We start from the raw sequence: 21,939 nt of genomic DNA, 5'->3' as shown, positions 1-21,939 counted from the left end.
AGGGCGGCCCGGCAGCCGAAAAAGTGCAGGGGTGCGCACTGACACCGGCGAGCCTGGGTGGCATCTTGGCCCGCGCGCGGCCCAACAGGCTTGCCAGGCAACGCAGTTGACGCGATTGGGGGTTACCGGCCGGTTCGCCTGCGCGGCAGGACAGGCATGGCGTTATATGGAGTTCGTGATCATCGACAGCAGCCAGGACGGCGCGCAGGCCGGCTTGCCCGCCGTCGCGTCCGGCGCCTGCCGGGTACCGGACGCGGGCGCGGTGGAGGCGGAGTTCGCCGGGGTGGACGGCACGCTGGTGCAGCGCCGCTGGGCTGAGGCGGCCGTGGCGGTGCGGTTCGAGCAGCTTGCGCCGGCGGCGGCGTTCCCGGTGGTGCCCGGGCGGCGGTGGGGGCCGGGCTGGTGGTGGTCGGCCACGACCGGGCGGCATGTGATGCACGGTTCGCAGGCGATGTGCATGCAGCTGATGGTCCTGGACCGCGATCCGCAGGTGGTGGGCCTCTCAGCGCGGCCGGTGCGGCTGATCTGGCGGGATCCGGACAGCGGGCGGGCCCGGACGTGGGTGCCGCAGCTGTTCGCCCGCTACGCCGACGGCCGCGCGCTGCTCGCCGACTGCCCCGCCGCCTCGACGGCCGCCGGGACGCGGGCCGAGCACGCCGCCGCGGTGCTTGCCGCGGCGTGTGCGGCGGCGGGGTTCACCTACCGGCGTCTGGTGGCGCCGGACAAGGCGGTGGCGGCGAATGTGCGGTGGCTGGCCGGCTACCGCCATCCGCGCCACCGCGACGCCGGCGGGCTTGAGAAGGCGGTGCTGGAGGCGTTCACCACCCAGCGGCCGCTGATGGCCGGGGCCGCGGCGGCGGGCGAGGTCCTCACCGCGCTGCCGGTGCTCTATCACGCGCTGTGGCACGGCCGGCTGGCCGCGGACCTGATACGGCCGCTGGGCGAGCACACCCTCGTTGCGCCCGGCCCGGTTACAGGCGACGGGGAGCAGGAGCAGCACGGCAGGTGAGCAGGCACAAGGTAACCGCCCCCGGCGGGCGGTGTGTTGAGGTGGGCACTCAGATCAGGTTCGAGGCCCGCACCTGGCAGGTGAGTGGCCTGGTCGACGGAAGAGTGCACCTGGTCGCCGACGACGGGACCACCGGGTGCGTGCTGGCCGCCCACCTGGTGGCCGCCGACGGCTTCGAGGTCCTCGGCCAGGCCACCTTGCAGGTTCCCGCCGCCCCCGTGTGGGCGGCGCTGCCCCTGCCGGCCCGGGAGCGGGCGATGGCCTGGCTGCGGCACATCCGCGAGGTCGAGACCGGGTTGCCCGACGGTCCCGGCAGCGGCGGCGAATTGAGGCCCGAGTACGACCCGCAGCGATTCACGCTCGCCGAGCGGGAGCACGCCAAGGCGAAAGAGCTTGCCGCGCTGGGCTGGACGAAGGTCAGCCGGCCCACGGTGCAGCGGATGCGGCTGGCCTACCAGCGCCAGGGGCTGCTGGGGCTGGTGGACAAACGGTCCCTGCGCGCCTCCTCCCCCAGCGGGCGTCCGGACGAGCGGGTGGTGGCCGCCGTTTTGGAGGCGCTGCGCCAGCGTCGCGGCCGCAGGGCGACGACCGTGAAGCAGGTCATCGACCTGGCCGAACTGATCGTGACGGAGACCTATGGGAAGGGCCGGGTGCGGCTGCCGGCCCGGTCGTCGCTGTATCGGCTGGTGAGGGTGCTGGCGGATCCGGCCGAGCCGCCCGGCAGCCCGGCACGCACCGCCACCAGCCCAGACCGGGCAGGCGGCGGGCCGCCTGCCCTGCGGCCCGCCGAGCGGGTCCATGTCGCCACCGCCCGCCTCGGCATCGAGGTGGTGGGCGAGGACGGCCGTCCGGTGGCGGTGTCGGTCATCGCCGCACTGGACGGGGCCACGGGCTGCGTGCTGGCCGCCGTGCTGCACCCGCAGCAGGCCACGCCGGTCGAACTGTCGGTGCTGATGGCCGAGATGGCCGTCCCTCTCGCGATGCGCCCCAGGTGGCAGGAGATGCTGCAGGCAGCCCACGAGGGGCTGCCCGAGCGGCTGATGACACTGCCGGCCCGGCTTGAGGCAACGGCGGCTCGCCCGGCGGCTGTGCCCGAGACCCTGGTCTTCGGCCCGGCGGCGGCCGCCGTCACGCCCTGGTTCCTCACCGTGTGCGAAAGCCTCGGCGTGAGCCTGGAAGCCGTCCCCGCACGGCAGGGCGGCATGCGCAGTGTTGCCGGGGACACCGTGAAGGTGCTCGCCGCTGTGTTCACCCGGCACGCCGCCGAGGTGAGGGCCGCCGCCCGGCCTGGAATGCGCTCGCAGGACAACATGGCGCGACAGGCGGAGGCGTTCTTCAGTCTGCTGCATCTGCAGGATGTGCTGGACGAGTGGATCACCGCCCGCTGGCACAACCGCCCCCAACAAGCCCTGCGGCACCCGCTGCTGTCCAAGGCGGCCCTGACCCCGGATGAGATGTGGCGGGTACTGCTGGGCGTCGCCGGTGGCTGTGTCAGTTTCCGTGGATGCCATTTCGAGGTGAGTTCGGGAGTCACTCGAGGGGCACGCGCATGATCAATGTCGATGTGAATTGATGTCACCGCGCCGTTGTGTCCCATCGTCAGCTCCCGACGCCGTCGAGGATCATGCGATGTTCGAATGACGTGCCCAAGGTCGGCCGGTCGAGTTTGATCAGAAGCCGAAGGAGTTGTGCGGTTCGGGGTCGGTCCAAAACATTCGGGCAAGATGTCCGATCGCGTCGTCGCCGTGCGTAATGATGCGGCCCGCATGCGCCAGGTGGCGCGCCGACATGCCACCGAAGTAGAGCGAGCTGAGCGCCGAGAGCGTGATGGTCAGGTCCGCCGTCTCGTCGGTCGGAACGCACGTCACTGCGTCGTCTGCCTTCAGATGCCATGTCCTGTTGTTCGCCGGGCACATCTGGTCGTCGTCGATGGTGAATTTCAGCTCGCCGGGTGTGAGGTATGAGCGTTGCGTCAGGGCTCGGGGGACGTCGAGCAGGCGCGCCCAGAGGTTGTCCGTCTGGCGAGTGATGCGCATCGCCCGCGGGTTGGTGAGCATCCACCGCAGGGGTTCGTCGCGCGGACGGCCAGGCGCCACGACGGTCTTGGTGAGGTCGAAGTCGATCAGCAGTCCCCACAAAGCGCGGTAGGCCACAGGGTTCGTAGCCTCCAGGGCTTCCACCACGAGCGTTCCCGCACGGTCAGCGGTCGGGGACCACGGCAGCCGGAAGTTGGCGATGCCATCCACATTGCCGTACTGGTCGTGGTGGGCGAGAAAGCGAAGCGGTCCGTTTGTGCCGTCTGCTTCGTCGGACAGCCCGTCCCAGCGCCCAGGCAGAGGGCTGAGCTCTCCGACGCGATGTGCACGCACGTCCGCGTGCACCCGCGGCCAGGCCGTTCTCGCCTGCGCAGCGTCGACCAACTCCAGTGACCCGGGATCCGGCTCTGCCGGAAGGAGGACTGCTTCGTGACGGGCCAGCTCCCACCGGGTGCGGTAGGTCGCGGGCGAGAACCCGAACCGCCCATAGATGCTGCCCTCGCTCGCGCTGAGCATCGCCAACGGCTCGCCTCGCTCCAGGGCCGCCTCGAACATGGCCTGCATCATCTGCCGCAGGTAACCGCGCCGGCGATGCGTCGCGATCACCCCGGTAGCAGTGACGCCGGCCATCCTCGCCGTTCCCCCGCCAGGGACCGTCACCTCGAAGGAGATCGTCGCCGACGCACCGACACACCTGCCGTCTACGAACGTCGCTATCGGGTGGAAGGAACCGTCCTCGATATCGGCTGCCGCCCACTTCTCAAGCTGCTCAGCGCTCGCAGGGGTGCGCTGCGGAGGCCACGGCTCGGGGCCACCGTGCCACGCGGCGTCCGCAGGTTCCCAGCTCGGCAAACCGTTCGCAAACGGCAATGCCCGGTAGTATGCAGCCATCTCATCCCGGCGCGGCGAGCGGACCTCAGTCACCATGCCTGACATTGCATCCATCAGCCCCGCAGGCGAGCAACCAAATATCTCCTCAGGCCCACGCATCAGGGGGTGTCAGTCGGCCGCGGCGCGTTCGGCTTGGGCCTTGGTGTGGGCGAGGCGGTAGGACTCGGTTCCGGTCTGGATGATGGCGCCGTTGAAGGTGAGGCTATCGACGATGGCCGCGCAGAGGCGTGGGTCGGTGAACGTCTTCGTCCAGCCGGAAAACGATTCGTTGGAGGCGATGGCGACGCTGTTCTTCTCCTCGCGTTCGGTCAGGACCTGGAACAGCAACTCGGCGCCGCGGCGGTCCAGTTCCATGTATCCGAGTTCATCGATGCATAAAAGATCGACACGGCCGTAGCGGGCGATCGTCTTCGACAGCTGCTTCTCGTCGGCGGCCTCGACCAGCTCGTTGACGAGCTTGGTCGCCAGCACGTAGCGGACCCTGAAGCCCTGCATGGCGGCCTCGGTGCCCAGGGCTATGAGCAGGTGGGACTTGCCGGTGCCGGAGTCACCGATCAGGCAGAGCGGCTCGCCCTTCTTGACCCACTCGCAGGTCGCGAGCGTGTTGATGGTGGCGGGGTCGACGCTGGGGTTGGCGTCGAAGTCGAACGCCCGCAGGCTCTTCTCCCGCGGGAAGGCCGCGGCCTGATGCGGCGCTCGGACCTGCGGCGGGCCCGGTCATCGCACTCGGCCATCAGGAGTTCGGCCAGGAAGGCCCGGTATGACATCTGCTCGCGGGCTGCGCCGTCGGCCTGGTCCTTGAACTGCTGGCGGATGGTGAGCAGCCGCAGCATGCGGCACGCCTGGTCGATGGAGGCGGTGGCGGCTTCCTCGGTGAGTCCACGCTTGCGCGTCATGATCCTTCTTTCTTGCCGGCCGTGCGGCCAGGCCGTTGCAGGAGCTGGTCGTAGTGAGCCACCGAGGGCAGCGGCCGGTTGTCGGGCGGCAGGTGGGACAGCCGCCAGTCGGCGAGAAAGGTCACCGACGCGGTCGGCCCCTCGTCCTCCGACGCCGACGCCCCGGGCCCAGAACAGGCCGGCAGGGCCGGTTCTCCGTCCGATTCGGCGAGCTTGCGGGCTTCCAGCGCGACCGCGTCTGCAGTCAGGGCCCCCGCCCGGTAGGCGGCCGCCAGCCCGGCGACGACCTGCTCGTGGTCCATGTGCCGGCCCAGCAGCAGCACCTCGATCAGAGCCCGGGGGCCGGCCGCGTCGCCGTGCGCGGCCTTCGCTGCCGCCCATCACTTGTCGTGGACGGGGGTGAAACGGCCCGCGGAGCGGGCCTGTTCCAGCGCCGTCGATCCCGGGAAGGCACCCGGCTTGCGCAGCAGTGCCTCCAGGTAGTGGTCCAGGACCAGGCGGGAGCCGTTGCGGCCGCCCAGGCGCTCGTGCCGGGCGACCACGGTCCGGCCGTCGTAGACGATCAGTTCATTGGCGTGCAGCAGGACGCGCAGCTGACGTCCGATGAAGCGGACCGGCACCGAGTAGGCGTAGCCGCGGACGCTGATCTGGCTGAACCGGTTGACCCGCGGGGTAAACCAGCGGCCCGTCTCGAACGGCTCGGTAGGCAGCGGCTTGAGCAGGTGCTGTTCAGCCGCGAAGTAGTCCCCGACGGTCCGGGTACGGCCCCGCAGACGCCGCGCCTCGTCGTCCAGATCCCACTGGTCGACCATCGCGTTCAGCTCGGTGAGCGAGGCGGACCTCGGGAACGGGAACGAAGTGGTTGCGCCGGTAGTAGCCGATCCGCCCCTCGACCCCGCCCTTCTCGTGGGCGCCCTCGATGCCGGGCCGGCAGTAGAACGCCTCGATACCCCGGTGCGAGCGGAACGCCGTCCATCGATCCGCCTCCACCCGGCCCCGGTAAGTGCGGCCCGGAGCCAGAACTTACGACTGGCTTGACCGCCATGGCGGAGGCAGTCGCACGCCAGATGCTGGATGCGGGGATCGGCCCGCAGGCCACTCCCGCACTGAGATACAAAGCCAAACGCGGCTCTGAAGCCGGCCGGTTGCAACTCCTCTTCTCCCCGTACTGATGTACCTGGAGAAGCGGTCCCGGCCCCGGAAGGCCGCCGCAGCGAAGGCCGACGCGGACCTCCGCGGCAAGGTCCTGCTCGCCCTCGCCCAACTGCGCCTGGCCACACCCCGCCAGCTCAAGGCAATGCTGCTGCCGCGTCAGCAGGGCACCGACCACGTCCGGCGCGCGCTGCGCAACCTGCTCGCCGAATCCCCGGCCCTGGTCGGCCGGACCAACCGCGCCCAGCAGAGCTACTGGTACTGCACCCCGGCGGGTCGCGCCGAAGCCGCGGCCTCCGGTGAGCTCGCGCCGACTGCCGGCCGGACCACCGGGAAGCGCATCGCCGCCAGCAAGACGGGCCTGCGGGAGCACGGTCTCGCCCTGGTCGACACCGTCATCGCCTTCCACCAGGCGGGGATGGCCGACCACGCCGACTGGCAGGTGGAAGTCGCCCACCCCCCTCCGGCCGGCTCCCTGGTGCCCGACGGCGTGGTGCTCCTGGCCGACGGCTCCAGCGCGTTCGTGGAGATCGACCGCACGATGTCCTACGCTCGCCTGGTCGCCAAGCTGGAGCGCTACGACGCCTACCGCAACGCGCCGCCGTCCGGGCGCGGGAACGCCGCGCGAGCTCCGCGCAGCCACTGGCAGGAGACCTACGCCGGGCCGTCGATGGACCGGCCCTTCCCGCCGGTGCTGTTCGTCTTCGCCCCCGCCCCGCGCCGCGCGGCCCCGGCCACGAGGGAGGCCGCCTTCCATGAGCGCGCCCGCTTCGTCGGGAGCGTGAACTACCGGCTCACCGTGGCGACCACGACCCTGCCCCTGCTGACCTGCGACGGGGCTGATGGGCCGGTGTGGTGGGTCGTCGGCAACGGCCGCGGCGAGGACCGCTGCTCTCTGACCGCGCTGCCGAAGGCACGATGAGCACGGTGGGCCCGGCCTCCACCCAGGCCGGGCCCACCGTCTTCTTCACGCTCTCGTTGTCGGTGGCGGCTGCAGGCTGATCATCATGAACGGCGATGAGGAGCTGCTGAACGGACGCGTCTACGGCCACGACCCACGACGACCCCACCCCCCCGGCCCGCTCCCGCACCGGACCTACGCCGAACTGGTCGGCGGTCCGCTGGACGGCCTGCTGCTGGACATCCACGGGTGGCGGACCGAGGAAGTCGGCGACGGTGTCGCCCTGTCCACCGAGCTCGGGCAGTTCCCCGGCGGGGGCGGTCGCTGTACGACCCAGGCCCTGGCGAGCCCCGCACGCCCGGCCCGGGGGTGAGCTGCTGCTTCTCCTACTCCGGCGACACGCCCTGACCACAGGCCCGACCATGGCCCCCACCACGGCAGCGGCCGTCCCGACCACAGGCCCGGCCAGGCAGGCCAGGAGTCTGCGGACCGTGCGGGCCGACATGCCGCGCATGGCGTAATGAGCCGTTGCGGCTGCTTGGCCAGGTCACGTTGTGCGGAGGCAGTGGTCGGCGCGGGTGGCGGGAAGGCGGTGGCGTACCGGGCCATGGGCGAGGAGAGCGTGGACCGGTCGGAGGGTTTCGGTGAGCGGCTGCTGGGTGTGCTGCTGGATCGGGCGCGGTTGTTGCCGCCGCAGCTGATCGCTCCGCTGATCGCGGATGAGGTGGCCAGGATCGGCGGCCGTGACGTGTCCATCCTGCTCCAGGATTACGGGCAGGAGCTGTTGGTGCCGCTGCCGGGTAAGAAGCTGTACGTGGGCCAGCCTGAGCCGGTGGTGGGCTCTCCCGCCGGCCGGGCCTTCCAGCGCGCGGAGGTCGTCGAAGTGCCGCAGGCCGGCGGTGTGCGGATGTATCTGCCCCTGCTGGACGGAAGCGATCAGGTGGGCGTGCTGGCCCTGACGCTGGACACCGTCGACGAGGATGACCGGCGCCTGCTGCGCCGGCTTTCCTGCCTGGTCGCCGACATGCTGGTCACCAAGAACGCCTACACCGACCAGTTTTTCCTGGCCCGGCGCCGGGAGCCGATGAGCGTGGCCGCGGAGATCCAGTGGGGCCTGCTGCCGCCGCTGACGATGACTGTGCCGCAGGTGGAGGTGGCAGGCATCCTGGAGCCCGCCTACCGCGTTGCTGGCGACAGTTTCGACTACGCCCTCAACGACAACATCCTGCACATGGCCGTGATCGACGCGATGGGCCACGACCTGGACGCCGCCGCGATGGCGACCGTCGTCATCGGCGCCTACCGTCATGCCCGGCGCGTGTTCATCAGCCTGGCCGAGAAGTACGCGTTCATGGACGATGCGATCTCCCGGCAGTTCGGGGCCGACCACTTCGTCACGGCGCAGCTGATGCACCTGAACATCGCCACCGGTGAGCTGGAGCTGGTCAACGCGGGCCACCCCGCGCCGCTGCTGATCCGTAACGGCCAGGTCGTGCGGCAGTTGGAGAGCGCGACGACGCTGCCCGTCGGCGTCGGAGGCGAGGTGCCCCGCATCAAAGAGCACACACTCCAGCGGGGCGACCGGGTGCTCTGCTACACCGACGGCATCATCGAGGAGCGCGTCGACGGCGGGGAGCCGTTCGGTGAGGAACGCCTCATCCGCTGCGTCAACAACCTTGGGCAGGAGCCGTCGGACGGGATGAGGGCGGATCTGCGCCGTCTGTCCCACACGCTGAAGAAGCAACGGGGCGGGCGCACCAGCGACGACGCCACCCTCTTCATGATCGAATGGCGGGGAGGCTCCGCCGACCACCTCGCGGTCCTGGACTGAACCCCCCGGCCTCGGCCGAGGGGTGCCGCGTACGAACGTTTGCAGCAGGCTGCCGCCGCGATCGAGCCGGGGCACAGTGGCTCAGCCATTCGTCGAAGCGCTGGCCGAGCTGGTCCGGGCGCAGGCCGACACCACTGGCTTCGTCGTCCTGCCCCGCTGGGCGGAGATCCTGGAGCGGCACTTCCCGCCGGAGCTCCCCGACCCCGACTGCACCACCGAGTAGACCGAACACGGCACCGACCACGCTGCCGCCAACCCGACCATGATTCCGACCACGGCTGGTCAGCGGTGCTATGCCGTTACGCGCCGTCCGGAGCGGGGAGCTGGATCCCCCTGGCGCGCGAGACCCAGTGGATGCGCTGCCGCGACGGCAGCAGGCTGTAGTCCAGGGTGCGCAGACCTGATCCCTCGGTCAGGTGCCACGGAGCGATCCTCCACAGCCCGTCCCGGTCGGGGAACGGTTCGACCGGGCAGCCGGTCAGCACCAGGTCCCAGCGATCCGTGCTCCCATTGTCACGGTCGTCTTCCGCCGTCACCGTGCCGAGCACTTTGTGCGGCAGCTCCTGCCCGGCCTGCTTCGCCGTGAAGTTCTCCGAGAGTTCTTTGATGGTGAATTCGCGCTGCAGGTAGACGTCCGGGCTTGTCTCGCGGGGTTCCAGGACGATGACGCCGGCGGCATTGGGCCGCCTGTCCTCATCGGCCACGACCAGGTCGCCGTCGAACCGTGCCTGCACGCGCCGGTCGCTGAGGTTCTCCAGGACCAGGACCTGCTGCAGCACGAGACGGTTGGCGCCATGTTGCTGTTCGGGGAAGTGCCAGGTGTGCCCCTGCGGCCAGGGGGTGCACGGCATCCCCATGTTGGTCGCTGCCAGCGGCTCCCACGGCGGGGGACTGAGCTTGAGGGTGACGTCCGGGGCCTGGGAGTCGAGTCGGCTGCGGATGGCGTCGGCGGTCATGAGCTGGCTGACCTTCAGTGCTTTGCGCGTGAGGTATCCCTGCCACACGACGCCGCCCAGGGCCAGGGTGGTGCCGATCGAACTGAGGGCGTCCCAGAAGGTTTCTGACATGGCGGAGATTCTGGCCCCACCGGTACGGCCGCACACCAGCGGCTCCCGCCGGAGCTGCCCGACCCCGAGCACACCACCAGGTAGACCACCGCACGCTGCCGCCGCCAGCCCCGACCATGACTCCGACCACGGCTGGTCAGCGGAGCATGGCCGGCCGGGCCGCCCGCAGCGCTACGAGTCGGGCTCCTGACGCAAGTCGAGGAAGCAGCGCAGCCGTACACCGGGTTCGCCGGGCTCACGGGGCGTACGGTCCGCCGGGGCGTCGCGCACCGCGCGGCGAGCAGTTCCTGGACCGCGAGCGCGGTGTCATCATCGGCGGCCGCGACCTCCACCACAGCCAGGCCCGGCTCTGACACGTGCGCGTTAGTGATCTGCCTCATGCCTGGCACTACGCGTCGGCGCCCGCAGAAGTTCTCCGATCCCGGCGTCTTCACCCGACCGAGTACGGACGCGAACTGCGGCTCGCCAACATGAGACCCCGGGCGCTGCCCGGTCGAGCCGGGGTCCGTGTGCATGTAGCACGCTATGCCGAGCGCCGTGGGCTGTGCCGGGCCAGCGCGGCGTGGAGTTCGCTGGTGATCAGGTCAGGCAGGGCAGCACCCTGGGCGTGCTTGAGAACGTGTTCGGCGACGGCGGACAGCTTGATGTTGGTGTGCTGGGAAATCTCCCGCAGCACGGTGTAGCCGTCATCGGGATGGACATGTCCCAGAACCACGAGGACGCCGATGGCCTGGTCGACCACGGCATGGGAGGCGAGCGTCTGGTGGAGCTGCCTGTTCTCCGCGCGCATTCGTTCGAGCTCCGCATCGCGCTCGTGGGCTGTTGCTCTTGCGGGCTGCGGTTCGGCGGGCGTGGGGGAGGCCATGAGGATCACCGGTGAGGGACGGCGTACGGGACATCCCGGTTCGCCTGCCCGGCTTTCCTTTCCGCATCCGTCTGTGCGCAGCCGTCACAGCAAGCGAGAGTCCTCCGGACACGATCCGGAGGACTCCGGGAGGCTTGCTTTCGAACCCCGCCGTCGGTGAGTAGCCGCCGCTGCAACGCTCACTCCCGCCAGCTCGTCAGGCACGCGAAGGCACTCTGGGGGTGGTGTAGCGCGCTGTCGAGCGGCCCGGCACAATCCACCACATGAGTACGGCCGACCGCGACCGGCAAGAACCGTCTGCTCACCTCAATGGACATGCGCCTGGGCGAGCGGCGGTGGTTCAGTACGAGCTGGGCGGGGCCTGGGTGGTTGTTGCTCACGGCGACTACGACATGAATTCCATGGGCCCGGTGGCCGACGCACTGCAGACGGCCGCCCGGAAGCATTCCCGGGTGGTGCTGGACGCTTCGGGCGTCACGTTCGCGGACTCAACATTCCTGAACCTGCTGCTGCACATCCACCCCATGACGAGCCTGCGTGTGGCCGGGCCTACGCCACAGTTCAAGCGAGTGCTTGAGATCACCGGAGCCGACACTGTCCTGGACGTCCGTGACAGTGTCGCGGACGCCACCTCGGACTAAAGTCAGCGCTCGCACGACCGCTCTAGGTTCTGTCTCTTTGGTCAGCGTTGGGTCCAGATGAGGATGCTCGCGAGGTGGAGTGCGGCCTGGTAGGCGATCGCGAGCTTGTCGGTTCGTGTGGCCAGGCCGCGCCACTGCTTGAGGCGGTTGATGCACCGCTCGACGGTGTTCCGCTGCTTGTATGCCTCGCTGTCGAAGCCGGGCGGACGGCCACCGAGTCGGCCTCGCCGCAGGCGGTGGCCGACTTGGTCGGACGGCTGTGGGATGACCGCGCGGATGCCCCGGCGCCTCAGGTGGCTGCGGATGGCACGTGAGGAATAAGCGCGGTCGGCCAGCACGGCCAGGGGCCGGGTCCGGGGCCTGCCGGGGCCAGTGCGGGGGACGCGGATGCGGGACATCACCGTCTCGAAGGCGGGTGCATCACCTGCCTGGCCTGCGGTGACGGTGAAGGCGAGGGGTCGTGCGCGGCCGTCTGCGGCCAGGTGGACCTTGGTGCTCAGCCCGCCGCGGGAGCGTCCGAGCGCGTGATCGGCGGGCTCGCCGGAGTGGGCCGCCCCGTTACCTTCTTCGTGGCCTCGGCGGCATGCTGTGGGGGCGTACGACAGTGGAGTCGACCGACACTAGCCAGTCGACCTCTCCTGCCGCGTCCGCCCGGGCCTGGGCGGCCTGGAGCATCCGCTCGAAGGTGCCGTCCAGGGCCCACCGGCGAAAGCGGGTGTGCAGCGTGTGCCAGGGGCCGTACCGCTCGGGCACGTCCCGCCAGGCCGTGCCTGTCCGGAACTTCCACACGATCCCGTTGAGCACGGTTCGATCGTCCAACCGCTTCCGCCCACGCAAGGACTGGGGCAACAGCGGACGGAGGAACTCCCACTCCTCATCGGACAGTTCATGACGACGTATCACCCGCCCATGATCCACTACGCAAGATCAATTGAAGACACGACCTAGGGTCAACCACGGACGCACGTCCTCTCCCACCCCCATCGACGGCAGGACGTGCGCGGCGCCCGCTGCCGCCGCCAAGGCCGCGAGGATCGTCATGGCGACGTGGGCCGACTCACGCCAGGCGTTCCGCAGTCGCGACACAGGCCGGACGTCCTGGAGCAGCTCGGCGGGCAGGAGCGCTGCCTGTCTGCCGCACAGATGGTGCTCGGCGATAACGAGCTGCAACCGTGCCAGCTCGGTCAGTGCGGATTCCGGGTCGACGTCCACCTGATGCAGCGCCACACGTTGGGCTCCGGCCCAGGCGGGCCTGCAGGGCGGATTCCGCAACCGGCGTGGTGGTGAGCAACAGCACCCGGGTCGTCGGAGGTTGGGGAGCGTAGAGGTCGTCTTGCCAGGGCGGTGGGCCTGGCAAGGTTCACCGCTGCGCGGCTGGCGCCGGCGAGCATAAGCGGACATTGGTTGAAACCTGAACAGGTCTTTCTTGAGCAGCCGATGGGGCATGGTCGGGTTATCCGGTCCGGGTCACGGCAGGATCCCTGCGTCAGGCCGTCGCGACCGCGGCTCCCCTCTCCTCCACCAGCCGCAGCGCCAGCCGTGAAGCCGCGCTGGGGACCGGAGCCGTGGTGTGGCGTCGTGATCGGGAGCGACCTCAGGCCATGGCCAGGACGGCTGAGACCAAGGCCCGCAGGCAGACACGCTCGGCTTCCTCGTCCGGCAGGGAGAGGTGCTGCATCGTCAGTCCGTCGAAGCCGGCCAGGAAGAACCTCGCGATCGTCTCGGCGGGCTGGCCGAGCTGGTGACCGGTGCGTTCGGCGGCCTGGTCGACCAGTTTCGTCGTCACTGCCAGGACCTCGCTGTAGTGGCTCTGAAGAGCCTCCTTCAGGTGTGGCGTACGCAGGGCAAACATGCTCAGCTCGGTGAGCAGTTGGTGCGAGGCAGGCTGTTCGAGCACGGTACGCCAGAGTGCTTCGGCGAGCGTGACGATGGTTTCCTCGAAGCTCGCGTCCGTCGGCGCGGCCTGTGTCACCTGGTCGATCAGGTCGTGCGTGAGCTGTTCCATGACGGCCCGGTACAGCTCCTCCTTCGTGCCGAAGGTGTAGTGCACGGTCGCCTGTGCCACGCCGAGCTCGGTGGCAATGGCGCGGGTGCTGCCGGCGGCGACGCCCTCCCTGGCCATGAGGGCGATGGCCGCCTTGATCAGTTGGGGGCGGCGCTCCGCCGCGGACACATGAGCCATGACACCATCCTATCCGACTCAGTCTGTCGAACAGGTCGCTCGACAAGGCCAGAAACCGCCGCCTGTCGGAGGGCGATCCTCGATGCCTCGGAACGGAGCAGGACGTCCAGGGTGATCATGAGGTGCGTCCACCGGCTTGGACCGGGCGGAACTCGAAGGTGTTGGTGACGTCCTGGAGCGGGGCGAACCCGGTGCCGGTGTCGACACGGCGCTTGAAGGGCTCGATCTCCCTGACCGTCCAGACCGAGTCGGTCTTGAGGGGGCCGAGGGTGCGGTTGCGCTCGGAGTAGGTCTTGCCGACGGTGACGACGCCGTGGTGGTCGGTGACCTCGATGGCTCCGGCGACCCACTCGGCGTACCGGTCGGTGCGGGAGATGACGTCCCACACCCGCCCGAGGGGGGCGCCTTCGGATCGCGGTCCTTGCCGTGCTCATCACGTGCGCCGGCGTCTTCGGCGGCAAGCTCGACGACCGCTTCACCGTGCCGGGCAGCGAGTCCCAGCCGCGCTGGGCATGTTTCGGCAGGACACTGCCCGCAGCCCAGCTCCCGGAGCGGGCGCCCAGCTCGTCTTCACGGCCTCAGGGGCACCGCGTCACGGACGCCCCGTACCCCGCGGCCACGCCGAATCCCGGCGGTGGTCGCGAAGGCGCCCCAGGTCAAAGCCGTCGCAGGCCCGGGCCTTTCCGTGGCTGTCCCGGCCTACCGGAGCACGGCGATCGTGCAGGTGCAGTACTCGGTACGGCGGGCCGAGGTACGCCCCTCGTCCCTGGACGTGATCGAACGGGCGGCCGAGGCGGCCGAGAAGAGCGGGCTCAGGACCTCAGTCGGCGGCCGTGCATACGGCAGCAACGGCGTGCCCAGGCCCGTCATCCGGCCTCTGCCCAAGCGGTGGGTGATCGAGCGGACCACGCCGGCGAGTCGGCCGCGCTCCGTTACGGGATCGTGCCGGACGGGTGGTGATGCGCCACCCACCAGGCAGCGACCCGGGCGCGGGAGCGGAATCCGAGCTTGGCCAGGATCTGCTCGATATGGCGGTCCACCGTGCGCGGTGACAGGTCGAGCGCCGAGGCGATCTGCCGGTTGCTCATGCCCTCGGCCACCAGCGCGGCCACCTCCCTTTCCCGGGGGGTCAAGGGACATGAGCGGGCAGCTGAGGCACTCCGCCCGGCGTCGGCCGACGCCGCCAGGGCCAATTCGACGGCACAGGTCGGACTGTCGTACCGACTGCCCTCCGTGATGGCCTTCTCGAACGCCGTCGGGCCGAGGCCTCCACGGTTTCCTTCTCGAAGTGGGCCTGGAACTGGGACATATGAGGGCCGAACGCGCCGATGGATGTGCCGATGACCCGCCACAGAGAACGGGTCGCGCCCTGCAGACGGGCCGCCATCCGGTGGTCGCCGCATGAACCGGTGATCCAGGCCAGGAGGCCCACCAGCATCGCGCTTCCTATGGGGTCGTTGAATCTCTGCTGAATCTCCAGCCCGGCCCGCGTCGACCGGACGGCGGCGTCGTTGTCGCCTCGTATCCAGGCGTCGAAGCCCAGTGCCCACAGCGCGTAGGCGCGGCACAGCCATTCTCCGTGTGCCTCCGCCACAGCCACCGCCTGCGCACCGGCCTGCGCGGCGCCCGGGTCCCGGAGCTGCCCTTTGGCGACGGCCAGCAGAAAGAGCCAGAACACCGTCGCGCGTGTTTCGTTCAGCGCGTCCAGCCGGTCCACGGCCTGCTCACACAGGGCCACGGCCGCCTCCGGACTCCCCCGGAGCAGTCCCGGCATGCCGCGGAATCCCATGACCAGCGCCCGCGTCCACTGATCGTCCAACTGATCACTCAGCGTCCCGGCCTCGTCGAGCCACTGGTCGGCCACTTCCAGATCGCCTTGCAGGAGCGCCACCCAGGCAGCCGCCACCAGGGCGGCTGCCCGCGTCCGGTGGGTTCGGGCGAGGTTGCGAGCAGCCGGCCGAGCCAGCGGCTTCCGTCACCGAGGGCGCCGCCGGCGCACCAGTGGATGCTCAGGGCCTCGGCCAGTGCCAGCGTCGTCCGGGCGTCACCGGGGTCCGACGCCGCGGTCTGTGCCCGGTCCGGATCCTGGGCCGAGGCCCGTGCGTCTGCTCGTGCGTCTGACCGTGCGTCCGCCCCTGCATCGCCGCGCTTCAACGTTGCCAGGAAGTTGTCGTGTTCGGTGCGGAGGCGTGCCAGTACCGTTTCCTGTCCGGGACCGTACCAGCCGTCGACGGTGCGCTTCGCGAAGGCGAGGAAGTACGCGCAGTGCCTGCCTCCTCGGCCCCGGGGGCAAGCGCCTTCCGACGCGGTCCCGGACCGCTCTCCCGCGCCGGGCGAGGTGTCTCGCCGGGCGGTCCTCGGGGCACTCACCGGCCGGCGGGGCGGCAGCCCTTCTCCGAGAGGAGCGCCGCAACCGGCCGCGTGGCAGCGGCTCGTGCACGCGTCGAGACGGTTCTGACGGCCGCCGAACACTGCCGGGTTCCACAGGCCGGCGCGCGGGACATGTTCGGGGTCGCCCTGAAGTCCTCCACCGCGCACCGCGCGAGGGGATCAGCGGCGACGCCCCTGCCCGGGCCGAGGCGTCCGCAGGAGGGGTCCACCGGCTCCTGTCTCCCGGGCTCCGGGCTCGTCCAGGCCGTGCGGAAGCGCGTCGTCCACGAGCTCTCTCCCCCCGACCGTGTCACCCGGCCCGGCGACCGCACCGACCGCGAATCGGCGTGTGCGTCGGCCACTCTGGTGTGCAAGCGGATCAGCGGTGGACGGGAGGCGCCGGCGGACGTCTGGTCCGCGGTCTCCGGCTCTCCCCACGTCACGGCCGGACTCACTGCCGGCACGCGGCCGGCGTCGGTACACGTCCGCCACCGGACTGCCCAGCGTTCAGGCTTCGCTGACGGAACGCGACCGAACATGCCGGTCCCGCCCCGCGCCGGCGCGCGCACCACCGAGGGATACGTGGTGATGTACGGCGCGGGCTGCCCGTCCTCCCCGGTCAAGTCCCCTCTTCAGGACGTCGGGCACGTTGTCACGTTCCCTTTCGGTCCCTGGCTTCGCCTCACTCACCAGTCCGCACACACTTTCCTCACACGACTATGTCCAATAACCAAGTCAGTCGACATTGTCACTCGACAACGTATGCCTGTAGATTGACAGCCATCGCTTGCCAGCCGTGATCGAAAGGCACGCTCATGTCCCATGCGCCTCTCTCCGAAACCGAGCCGATCCCCGAGCGCCCGGCTCTTCCCTTGATCGGGCATGCGCTCGACGTCCCCGGCGGGGCCGAAGGTCTCGCCTATGTCATGAAGGAGGCCAAGGAGCTGGGGCCGCTGTTCAAGCTCCGGATCTTCGGCACCGAGATCAACTTCGTCTCCGGCCTGGATCTCGTCTCCGAACTGGCGGACGAGAGCCGGTTCCGTAAGAACGTCCACCCCGATCTCGTGATCCTGCGGGAGATCGGCGGGGACGGTCTGTTCACCGCCTATGGCGACGAGCCCAACTGGCGCAAGGCGCACGACGTCCTGATGCCGGCGTTCTCCCTGGGTGCGATGCGGGGCTACCACGCGACGATGCTCAAGGTCGCCCGGGAGCTGATCGCCAACTGGGACCGGGCGGCCGGGGAGCTTCCGGTGGACGTGGCCGCCGACATGACCCGGCTGACCTTCGACACGATCGGACTGTGCGGCTTCGGCTACGACTTCGAATCCTTCCGCCGCGATCAGCCGCATCCCTTCATCACGGCGCTTGCGAGGGCACTGGACTTCGCTCAGGCCAAGGGCGAGTCCATCCCCGGGACCGAGTTGTTCCAGTGGAAGAAGGCGGAGCAGTTCCGCAACGACGTCACCCTGATGAAGGATCTGGTCGATGATGTGATCCGGCGGCGCAGGGCGGACGGCGACCAGAGCACCGACGACCTGCTGGGCCGGATGCTGCACACCCGCGACCAGGTCACCGGTGAGCCCCTGGACGACGTCAACATCCGCTACCAGGCGATCACGTTCCTCATCGCCGGCCATGAGACCACCAGTGGCCTGCTGTCGTTCGCGCTGTACTACCTGACCAAGCACCCCGAGGTACTGGCCCGCGCCCAGGCGGAAGTGGACGCCCTGTGGGGCGATACGGCCGACCCCGACCCGCAGTACGCGGACATCGGCAAGCTCACCTACGTCCGCCAGATCCTCAGCGAGAGCCTGCGGCTGTGGCCCACGGCGCCGGCGTACGCGGTCGAGCCCCTGGCCGACACGGTCATCGGCGGCAAGTACGCCGTGCGCCAGGGCGAGTCGCTGATGGTGCTGGTCCCTCAGCTGCACCGGGATCCCGCCTGGGGGGACAACGTCGAGCTGTTCGACCCGGAGCGGTTCTCGGCCGAGCGGGAGGCCGCACGCCCGGTCCATCTGTTCAAGCCGTTCGGCAACGGCGAACGGGCCTGCATCGGCCGCCAGTTCGCGCTGCACGAGGCGACGCTCGTCCTGGCCCTGCTGGTGCACCGGTTCCGCCTGATCGACCACACCGACTACCAGCTCAAGATCAAGCAGTCCCTCACTCTCAAGCCCGACAACTTCACCCTGAACCTGGCCCGACGCGACAGCGGCGAGCGCCGCCTGCCCACCGCCGCCATCAGCACACCCGCTGAGCAAGCGCGGCCCGCCGCCCGCCGTGCGGCCGGTACGACATTGACCGTGCTGCACGGTTCCAATCTCGGGACCTGCTCCGGCATTGCCGCCGACCTCGCCGTGGACGGCGACGAGCACGGCTTCGCCAGTGCCGTCGCCTCCCTCGACGACGCCGTGGGCGAACTCACCGGCACCGGCGGCCCGGTGGTAATCGTCGCCGCCTCCTACAACGGCAGGCCCACCGACGACGCCGCCCGGTTCGTGTCATGGCTGGACGAGTTGGAGCCCGGCTCGCTCGACGGCGTCGAGTACGCGGTGCTCGGCGTCGGCGACCGCAACTGGGCCGCCACCTACCAGCGCATCCCGACGCTCATCGACGAGCGGCTCGCCGCCGCCGGCGCGACGCCCCTGCTGGAGCGTGGCGCCGCCGACGCCGCGGGGGACTTCGCCGGCACCGTCGACCGGTGGACCGGCGACCTGTGGAACACCCTGCTGGAGAAGTACGGAAGCCCGGTGCAGGCCGGCGCCGAACCGACCGGACACAGCGGCGAAGCCGACGCCGACCAGGGGCTGTACGAGCTTCAGGACGCCACGGAGTCGGTCACCGGCCCGCTCGCGGCACGGCACGGCGTACAGCCCATGGAGGTGCTGGACGCCTACGAACTGGTCGACATGGACCACCCGCTCGGCCGCTCCAAGCGCTTCATCCGGCTGCGGTTGCCCGACGGCGTCACCTACCGCACCGGCGACCACCTCGCGGTGCTCCCGCGCAACCCGGCCGCCCTCGTGCAGCGGGTCGCCGACCGCTTCGGCCTTGACCTGGACCGCACCGTACGGCTGAAGGCACGCCGCCGGAGCCGCAACGCCCTGCCCGTCGACCGTCCGCTGACTCTGCGTCAACTGCTCACGGACTTCGTGGAGCTGCAGGACGCCGCGACCCGGGAGCAGGTCGCCGTACTCGCCGAGCACACCGCCTGCCCGCCCGAGCGCCGTCCCCTGACGGAACTCGCCGAGGCGCAGCCCGACGTCTTCCGCGAGCGGGTCACCGCCGCCGGGTGCAGCCTCCTGGACCTGCTGGAGCGCTACCGCGCCTGCGAGCTGCCGTTCGAGCACTTCCTGGAACTGCTGCCCGTCCTGCGGCCACGGCACTACTCGATCTCCTCGTCCGCCGCGGCCACGCCCGGCGAGGTGGACCTGATGGTGTCGCTCCTCAAAGCCCCGCACCGCAGCGGCCAGGGCACCTTCCACGGCATCGCCTCCCACTACCTGCAGACCGTCAGCGCGGGCGACACCCTCCAGGCGCGCGTGCTCCCCTGCAGCGAAGCCTTCCGTCTGCCGCAGGACCGTGCCGTCCCCGTGATTTTGATCAGCGCGGGAACCGGAGTGGCACCCTTCCGCGGCGCCGTCCTCGACCGGCTGCACGGCAAGGCGACCGGGACACTGCTGTGCTACTTCGGCTGCGACCACCCGGACGTCGACTTCCTCCACCGCGAGGAACTCCGGACGGCCGAGGACGCCGGAGCCGTCAGTCTGCGCCCCGTCTTCAGCCACGCCCCCGAGGACGGCGTCCGCTTCGTCCAGGACCGCATCGCCAAGGAAAGTGCCGAGGTCTGGTCGGTCCTGCAGGCCGGAGGACGGGTGTACGTCTGCGGCGACGGGCGCCGCATGGCCCCCGGCGTACGCACAGCGCTCCAGGCCGTCTACCGCGAGCAGACCGGAGCCGACGCCGACGAGGCCGCCGCCTGGCTGACCGCCATGACGGAGTCCGGCACGTACGTCGAGGACGTCTGGGCCGGCTGACCCCCGTCGGCACGCACTCTGCACATCAAATGACCAAAGCCTTGTATCAGTGACCAAAGGACAGATCATGACCGATACACAGAGCACTGCGGCCGCAGACCACCGCGGGAGCCGCACCACCGATGTGGTGGTGGTCGGTGCGGGGCTGGCCGGTCTGACTGCGGCGCGGGAACTCGTCGCGGCGGGCAAGTCGGTGGCCGTGCTGGAGGCCCGCGACCGGGTCGGCGGCCGACTGCTCAACCACCACCTCGGCGACGGCCAAGTGACGGAGATCGGCGGGCAGTTCGTTGGCCCCACCCAGGACCACATCCTGGCGCTGGCCAAGGAGGTCGGCGTGGCCACCTACCAGGCCGCCGTCCCCGGCGAGACCGTCTACGTCAACGACGGCAAGGCCAAGCGGTTCACGGGTCACACCCCGCCGGACCTGTTCGCCCTGCCTGACATGGGCATCGCCCTGGCCCGCATCGGCCAGGCCGCGGCCGCGGTGGACCCGGCGGCCCCGTGGCAGGCCCCGGACGCCCGCGAACTGGACGGCATGACCTACGAGACCTGGCTGCGCAAGGCCGAGATCACCGGCGACGCCGTCGACATGATCAACCTCTTCCTCAACTCCGCCTACGGCGGCGAAGCCCGCGACGCCTCCGCCCTGTTCAGCCTCTGGTACGTCTCCACCTTCGGCAACGAGACGCACCCCGGCACCATGGAACGCGGCACCGGCACCACCGGCGGCGCCCAGGACAGCCGTTTCGTCGGCGGCTCACAACTGGTCGCCCAGCGCCTCGCCGAGGAACTCGACGGCCGCGTCCACCTGTCGGCGCCGGTGCGGCGCATCAGCCAGGACTCCACCGGCGTCACCGTGATCTGCGACGCCGGCGACTGGCGGGCCGAGCGGGTCATCGTCGCCGTACCGCCACTGGTGGCCTCGCGGATCGTGTGGGACCCGCTCCTGCCCGCACAGCAGGACCAGCTCTTCCAGCGGCTGCCGTTCGGCACCCTCATGAAGTGCGTGGCCGTCTACGACAAGCCGTTCTGGCGCGAGGACGGACTGTCCGGCATGGGCCTGCTGCGCGGTGGCTCCCCCATCCGCGAGATGTTCGACAACACCCCGCCCGATGGCGGACCCGGCGTGCTCATGGGCTTCCTCGGTGGCAAGGAATGGCGCAAGTGGGCCCACCGCCGGGCCGCCGAACGCCGCGGAGCCGTGCTGCGCTGCTTCGCCCAGGTCGTCGGGGACCGCGCCTTCGACACCCTCGACTACGTCGAGCAGGACTGGACCGCCGAGCAGTGGACCCAGGGCGGCCCCACCTCCGTCGCCGCCCCCGGCGTGCTCACCGACTTCGGCCAGTGGATGGGCCGCCCCCACGGCCGCGTGCACTGGGCGGGCGCCGAGTTCTCCCCCTACTGGAACGGCTACATGGACGGCGCAGTCCGCTCCGGCCGGACGGCGGCCGCCGAAGTCCTCGACCGGGACTGAGCGCAAGAGGCACCCGACAAGAAAGGGAAACCACCTATGAACCACTACGTCGTCACCGAGACCGCCGTCATCGACGCCCCCCTCGGGCGGGTGTGGGACGTCATCTCCCGCACCGACCGGTACGCCGAGTGGGTCGCCGGAGCCATCGAGGTCACCGACCACCACGGCATCGCCACCGTCGGCAAGACCTACTCCGAGCGCAACCGCACCCTCGGCCCCCTCAAGACCGACTCGGTCTGGACCGTCAGGGAGATCGAACCCCTCAAGCGCCGCGTCGACACCGGCACCGGCTTCGCCCCGCTCCAGGACGTCACCAACACCTTCGAGTTCCGCCCGGTCCAAAGCCCGGACGGCCGGGACACGACCGAGATGCTCTACCAGGTCGAGTACACCATCGGCCTCGGACCACTGGGCCTGCTCCTCGACTCCATACAGCAGCCCGCGATGCGCGCCGGCATGCGCACTTCCATGGCCAACCTCAACACCCTGCTCCGATCGGAGGACTCGAGCACCGGTCGACGGTGACGCCGGTCAGCGGTCGCCCGCCCCTCCCCTTCCCGGAGATCCAACTCCTTTCAGAGAACCGA

Annotated in this window: 18 protein-coding genes and 5 pseudogenes; 10 read left to right on the top strand and 13 right to left on the bottom strand. The window is 70.1% G+C overall.

The features are described 5' to 3' along the window. Positions 1 to 166: 166 nt before the first annotated feature. Positions 167 to 1,009 (top strand): TnsA-like heteromeric transposase endonuclease subunit, encoded by an 843-nt coding sequence (locus ACF1A1_RS31080; RefSeq protein WP_392004322.1) that lies wholly within the window; start codon positions 167 to 169, stop codon positions 1,007 to 1,009. Between the two features lie 41 nt (positions 1,010 to 1,050). Beyond that, on the top strand, positions 1,051 to 2,562 hold the full coding sequence (locus ACF1A1_RS31075; protein ID WP_392004321.1) for a transposase: 1,512 nt from the start codon (positions 1,051 to 1,053) through the stop codon (positions 2,560 to 2,562). Positions 2,563 to 2,679: 117 nt separating this feature from the next. On the opposite strand, the gene ACF1A1_RS31070 is transcribed toward ACF1A1_RS31075, so the two are convergent. From ACF1A1_RS31070 to ACF1A1_RS31055, 4 genes and pseudogenes are all read right to left on the bottom strand, one after another. After that, the gene (locus tag ACF1A1_RS31070) at positions 2,680 to 3,972 is read right to left on the bottom strand and encodes a GNAT family N-acetyltransferase (protein WP_392004320.1); all 1,293 of its coding nucleotides are present in this window, start codon (positions 3,970 to 3,972) and stop codon (positions 2,680 to 2,682) included. A gap of 72 nt (positions 3,973 to 4,044) precedes the next feature. Continuing rightward, a pseudogene (istB, locus tag ACF1A1_RS31065) lies at positions 4,045 to 4,832 on the bottom strand (IS21-like element helper ATPase IstB). After that, positions 4,829 to 5,155 carry a hypothetical protein gene (locus ACF1A1_RS31060; RefSeq protein WP_392004319.1) on the bottom strand — a complete coding sequence of 109 codons (327 nt, stop codon included), beginning with the start codon at positions 5,153 to 5,155 and terminating at the stop codon, positions 4,829 to 4,831. The pseudogene istB and the gene ACF1A1_RS31060 overlap by 4 nt, the downstream one beginning before the upstream one ends. Before the next feature lie 57 nt (positions 5,156 to 5,212). Beyond that, positions 5,213 to 5,644: a hypothetical protein gene (locus tag ACF1A1_RS31055; protein ID WP_392004318.1), complete on the bottom strand. Its 432-nt coding sequence runs from the start codon at positions 5,642 to 5,644 to the stop codon at positions 5,213 to 5,215. A 359-nt stretch (positions 5,645 to 6,003) separates the two neighbouring features. On the opposite strand from ACF1A1_RS31055, the gene ACF1A1_RS31050 reads away from it, so the two are divergent. The 4 genes and pseudogenes from ACF1A1_RS31050 to ACF1A1_RS31035 all read left to right on the top strand — a co-directional run bounded on the left by ACF1A1_RS31050 (position 6,004) and on the right by ACF1A1_RS31035 (position 8,939). Continuing rightward, positions 6,004 to 6,906: a replication-relaxation family protein gene (locus ACF1A1_RS31050; RefSeq protein ID WP_392004317.1), complete on the top strand. Its 903-nt coding sequence runs from the start codon at positions 6,004 to 6,006 to the stop codon at positions 6,904 to 6,906. A gap of 85 nt (positions 6,907 to 6,991) precedes the next feature. Then, a pseudogene (locus ACF1A1_RS31045) lies at positions 6,992 to 7,293 on the top strand (hypothetical protein). Between the two features lie 199 nt (positions 7,294 to 7,492). After that, on the top strand, positions 7,493 to 8,716 hold the full coding sequence (locus ACF1A1_RS31040; RefSeq protein WP_392004335.1) for a PP2C family protein-serine/threonine phosphatase: 1,224 nt from the start codon (positions 7,493 to 7,495) through the stop codon (positions 8,714 to 8,716). A 76-nt stretch (positions 8,717 to 8,792) separates the two neighbouring features. Beyond that, positions 8,793 to 8,939: a hypothetical protein gene (locus tag ACF1A1_RS31035; RefSeq protein ID WP_392004316.1), complete on the top strand. Its 147-nt coding sequence runs from the start codon at positions 8,793 to 8,795 to the stop codon at positions 8,937 to 8,939. A gap of 76 nt (positions 8,940 to 9,015) precedes the next feature. Here the strand turns inward: ACF1A1_RS31035 and ACF1A1_RS31030 are convergent, their stop codons facing one another. The 3 genes and pseudogenes from ACF1A1_RS31030 to ACF1A1_RS31020 form a co-directional block, all read right to left on the bottom strand. Then, entirely contained in the window at positions 9,016 to 9,783 is a 768-nt protein-coding gene (locus ACF1A1_RS31030) for a hypothetical protein (protein ID WP_392004315.1), read from the bottom strand. Between the two features lie 171 nt (positions 9,784 to 9,954). Next, positions 9,955 to 10,163 (bottom strand): annotated as a pseudogene (locus ACF1A1_RS31025) (DUF6207 family protein). A 143-nt stretch (positions 10,164 to 10,306) separates the two neighbouring features. Continuing rightward, positions 10,307 to 10,648, bottom strand: a complete 342-nt coding sequence (locus ACF1A1_RS31020) for an ANTAR domain-containing protein (RefSeq protein ID WP_392004314.1) — start codon at positions 10,646 to 10,648, stop codon at positions 10,307 to 10,309. 263 nt (positions 10,649 to 10,911) lie between these two features. Between ACF1A1_RS31020 and ACF1A1_RS31015 the strand changes: the two genes are divergently transcribed. Beyond that, positions 10,912 to 11,289: an STAS domain-containing protein gene (locus ACF1A1_RS31015; RefSeq protein WP_392004313.1), complete on the top strand. Its 378-nt coding sequence runs from the start codon at positions 10,912 to 10,914 to the stop codon at positions 11,287 to 11,289. Positions 11,290 to 11,330: 41 nt separating this feature from the next. Here the strand turns inward: ACF1A1_RS31015 and ACF1A1_RS31010 are convergent. The 6 genes and pseudogenes from ACF1A1_RS31010 to ACF1A1_RS30985 form a co-directional block, all read right to left on the bottom strand. Then, a pseudogene (locus tag ACF1A1_RS31010) lies at positions 11,331 to 12,189 on the bottom strand (IS5 family transposase). A gap of 27 nt (positions 12,190 to 12,216) precedes the next feature. Further along, positions 12,217 to 12,516: a hypothetical protein gene (locus ACF1A1_RS31005; protein ID WP_392004312.1), complete on the bottom strand. Its 300-nt coding sequence runs from the start codon at positions 12,514 to 12,516 to the stop codon at positions 12,217 to 12,219. 367 nt (positions 12,517 to 12,883) lie between these two features. Beyond that, positions 12,884 to 13,471 (bottom strand): TetR/AcrR family transcriptional regulator, encoded by a 588-nt coding sequence (locus ACF1A1_RS31000; RefSeq protein ID WP_003999404.1) that lies wholly within the window; start codon positions 13,469 to 13,471, stop codon positions 12,884 to 12,886. Positions 13,472 to 13,586: 115 nt separating this feature from the next. Continuing rightward, a pseudogene (locus ACF1A1_RS30995) lies at positions 13,587 to 13,862 on the bottom strand (SRPBCC domain-containing protein); the annotation flags it as partial. Between the two features lie 541 nt (positions 13,863 to 14,403). Continuing rightward, positions 14,404 to 14,583, bottom strand: coding sequence for a LuxR C-terminal-related transcriptional regulator (locus ACF1A1_RS30990; RefSeq protein ID WP_392004311.1), 180 nt, complete (start codon positions 14,581 to 14,583; stop codon positions 14,404 to 14,406). 17 nt (positions 14,584 to 14,600) lie between these two features. Beyond that, a complete protein-coding gene (locus tag ACF1A1_RS30985) occupies positions 14,601 to 15,362 on the bottom strand; it encodes a hypothetical protein (RefSeq protein ID WP_392004310.1) in 762 nt (253 codons plus the stop codon). 1,294 nt (positions 15,363 to 16,656) lie between these two features. Between ACF1A1_RS30985 and ACF1A1_RS30980 the strand changes: the two genes are divergently transcribed. From ACF1A1_RS30980 to ACF1A1_RS30970, 3 genes are all read left to right on the top strand, one after another. Further along, the gene (locus tag ACF1A1_RS30980; protein WP_392004309.1) at positions 16,657 to 19,878 is read left to right on the top strand and encodes a bifunctional cytochrome P450/NADPH--P450 reductase; all 3,222 of its coding nucleotides are present in this window, start codon (positions 16,657 to 16,659) and stop codon (positions 19,876 to 19,878) included. A 67-nt stretch (positions 19,879 to 19,945) separates the two neighbouring features. Beyond that, positions 19,946 to 21,352: a flavin monoamine oxidase family protein gene (locus tag ACF1A1_RS30975; protein ID WP_392004308.1), complete on the top strand. Its 1,407-nt coding sequence runs from the start codon at positions 19,946 to 19,948 to the stop codon at positions 21,350 to 21,352. 36 nt (positions 21,353 to 21,388) lie between these two features. After that, positions 21,389 to 21,877, top strand: coding sequence for an SRPBCC family protein (locus tag ACF1A1_RS30970; RefSeq protein ID WP_392004307.1), 489 nt, complete (start codon positions 21,389 to 21,391; stop codon positions 21,875 to 21,877). Positions 21,878 to 21,939 lie beyond the last annotated feature (62 nt).

Origin of the sequence: Streptomyces sp. NPDC014995, assembly GCF_043080745.1 — a bacterium.
Taxonomy (GTDB): Bacteria; Actinomycetota; Actinomycetes; order Streptomycetales; family Streptomycetaceae; genus Streptomyces.
The sequence above is the reverse complement of the archived record's forward strand: the minus strand, read 5'-3'. Positions and strand labels throughout refer to the sequence as shown.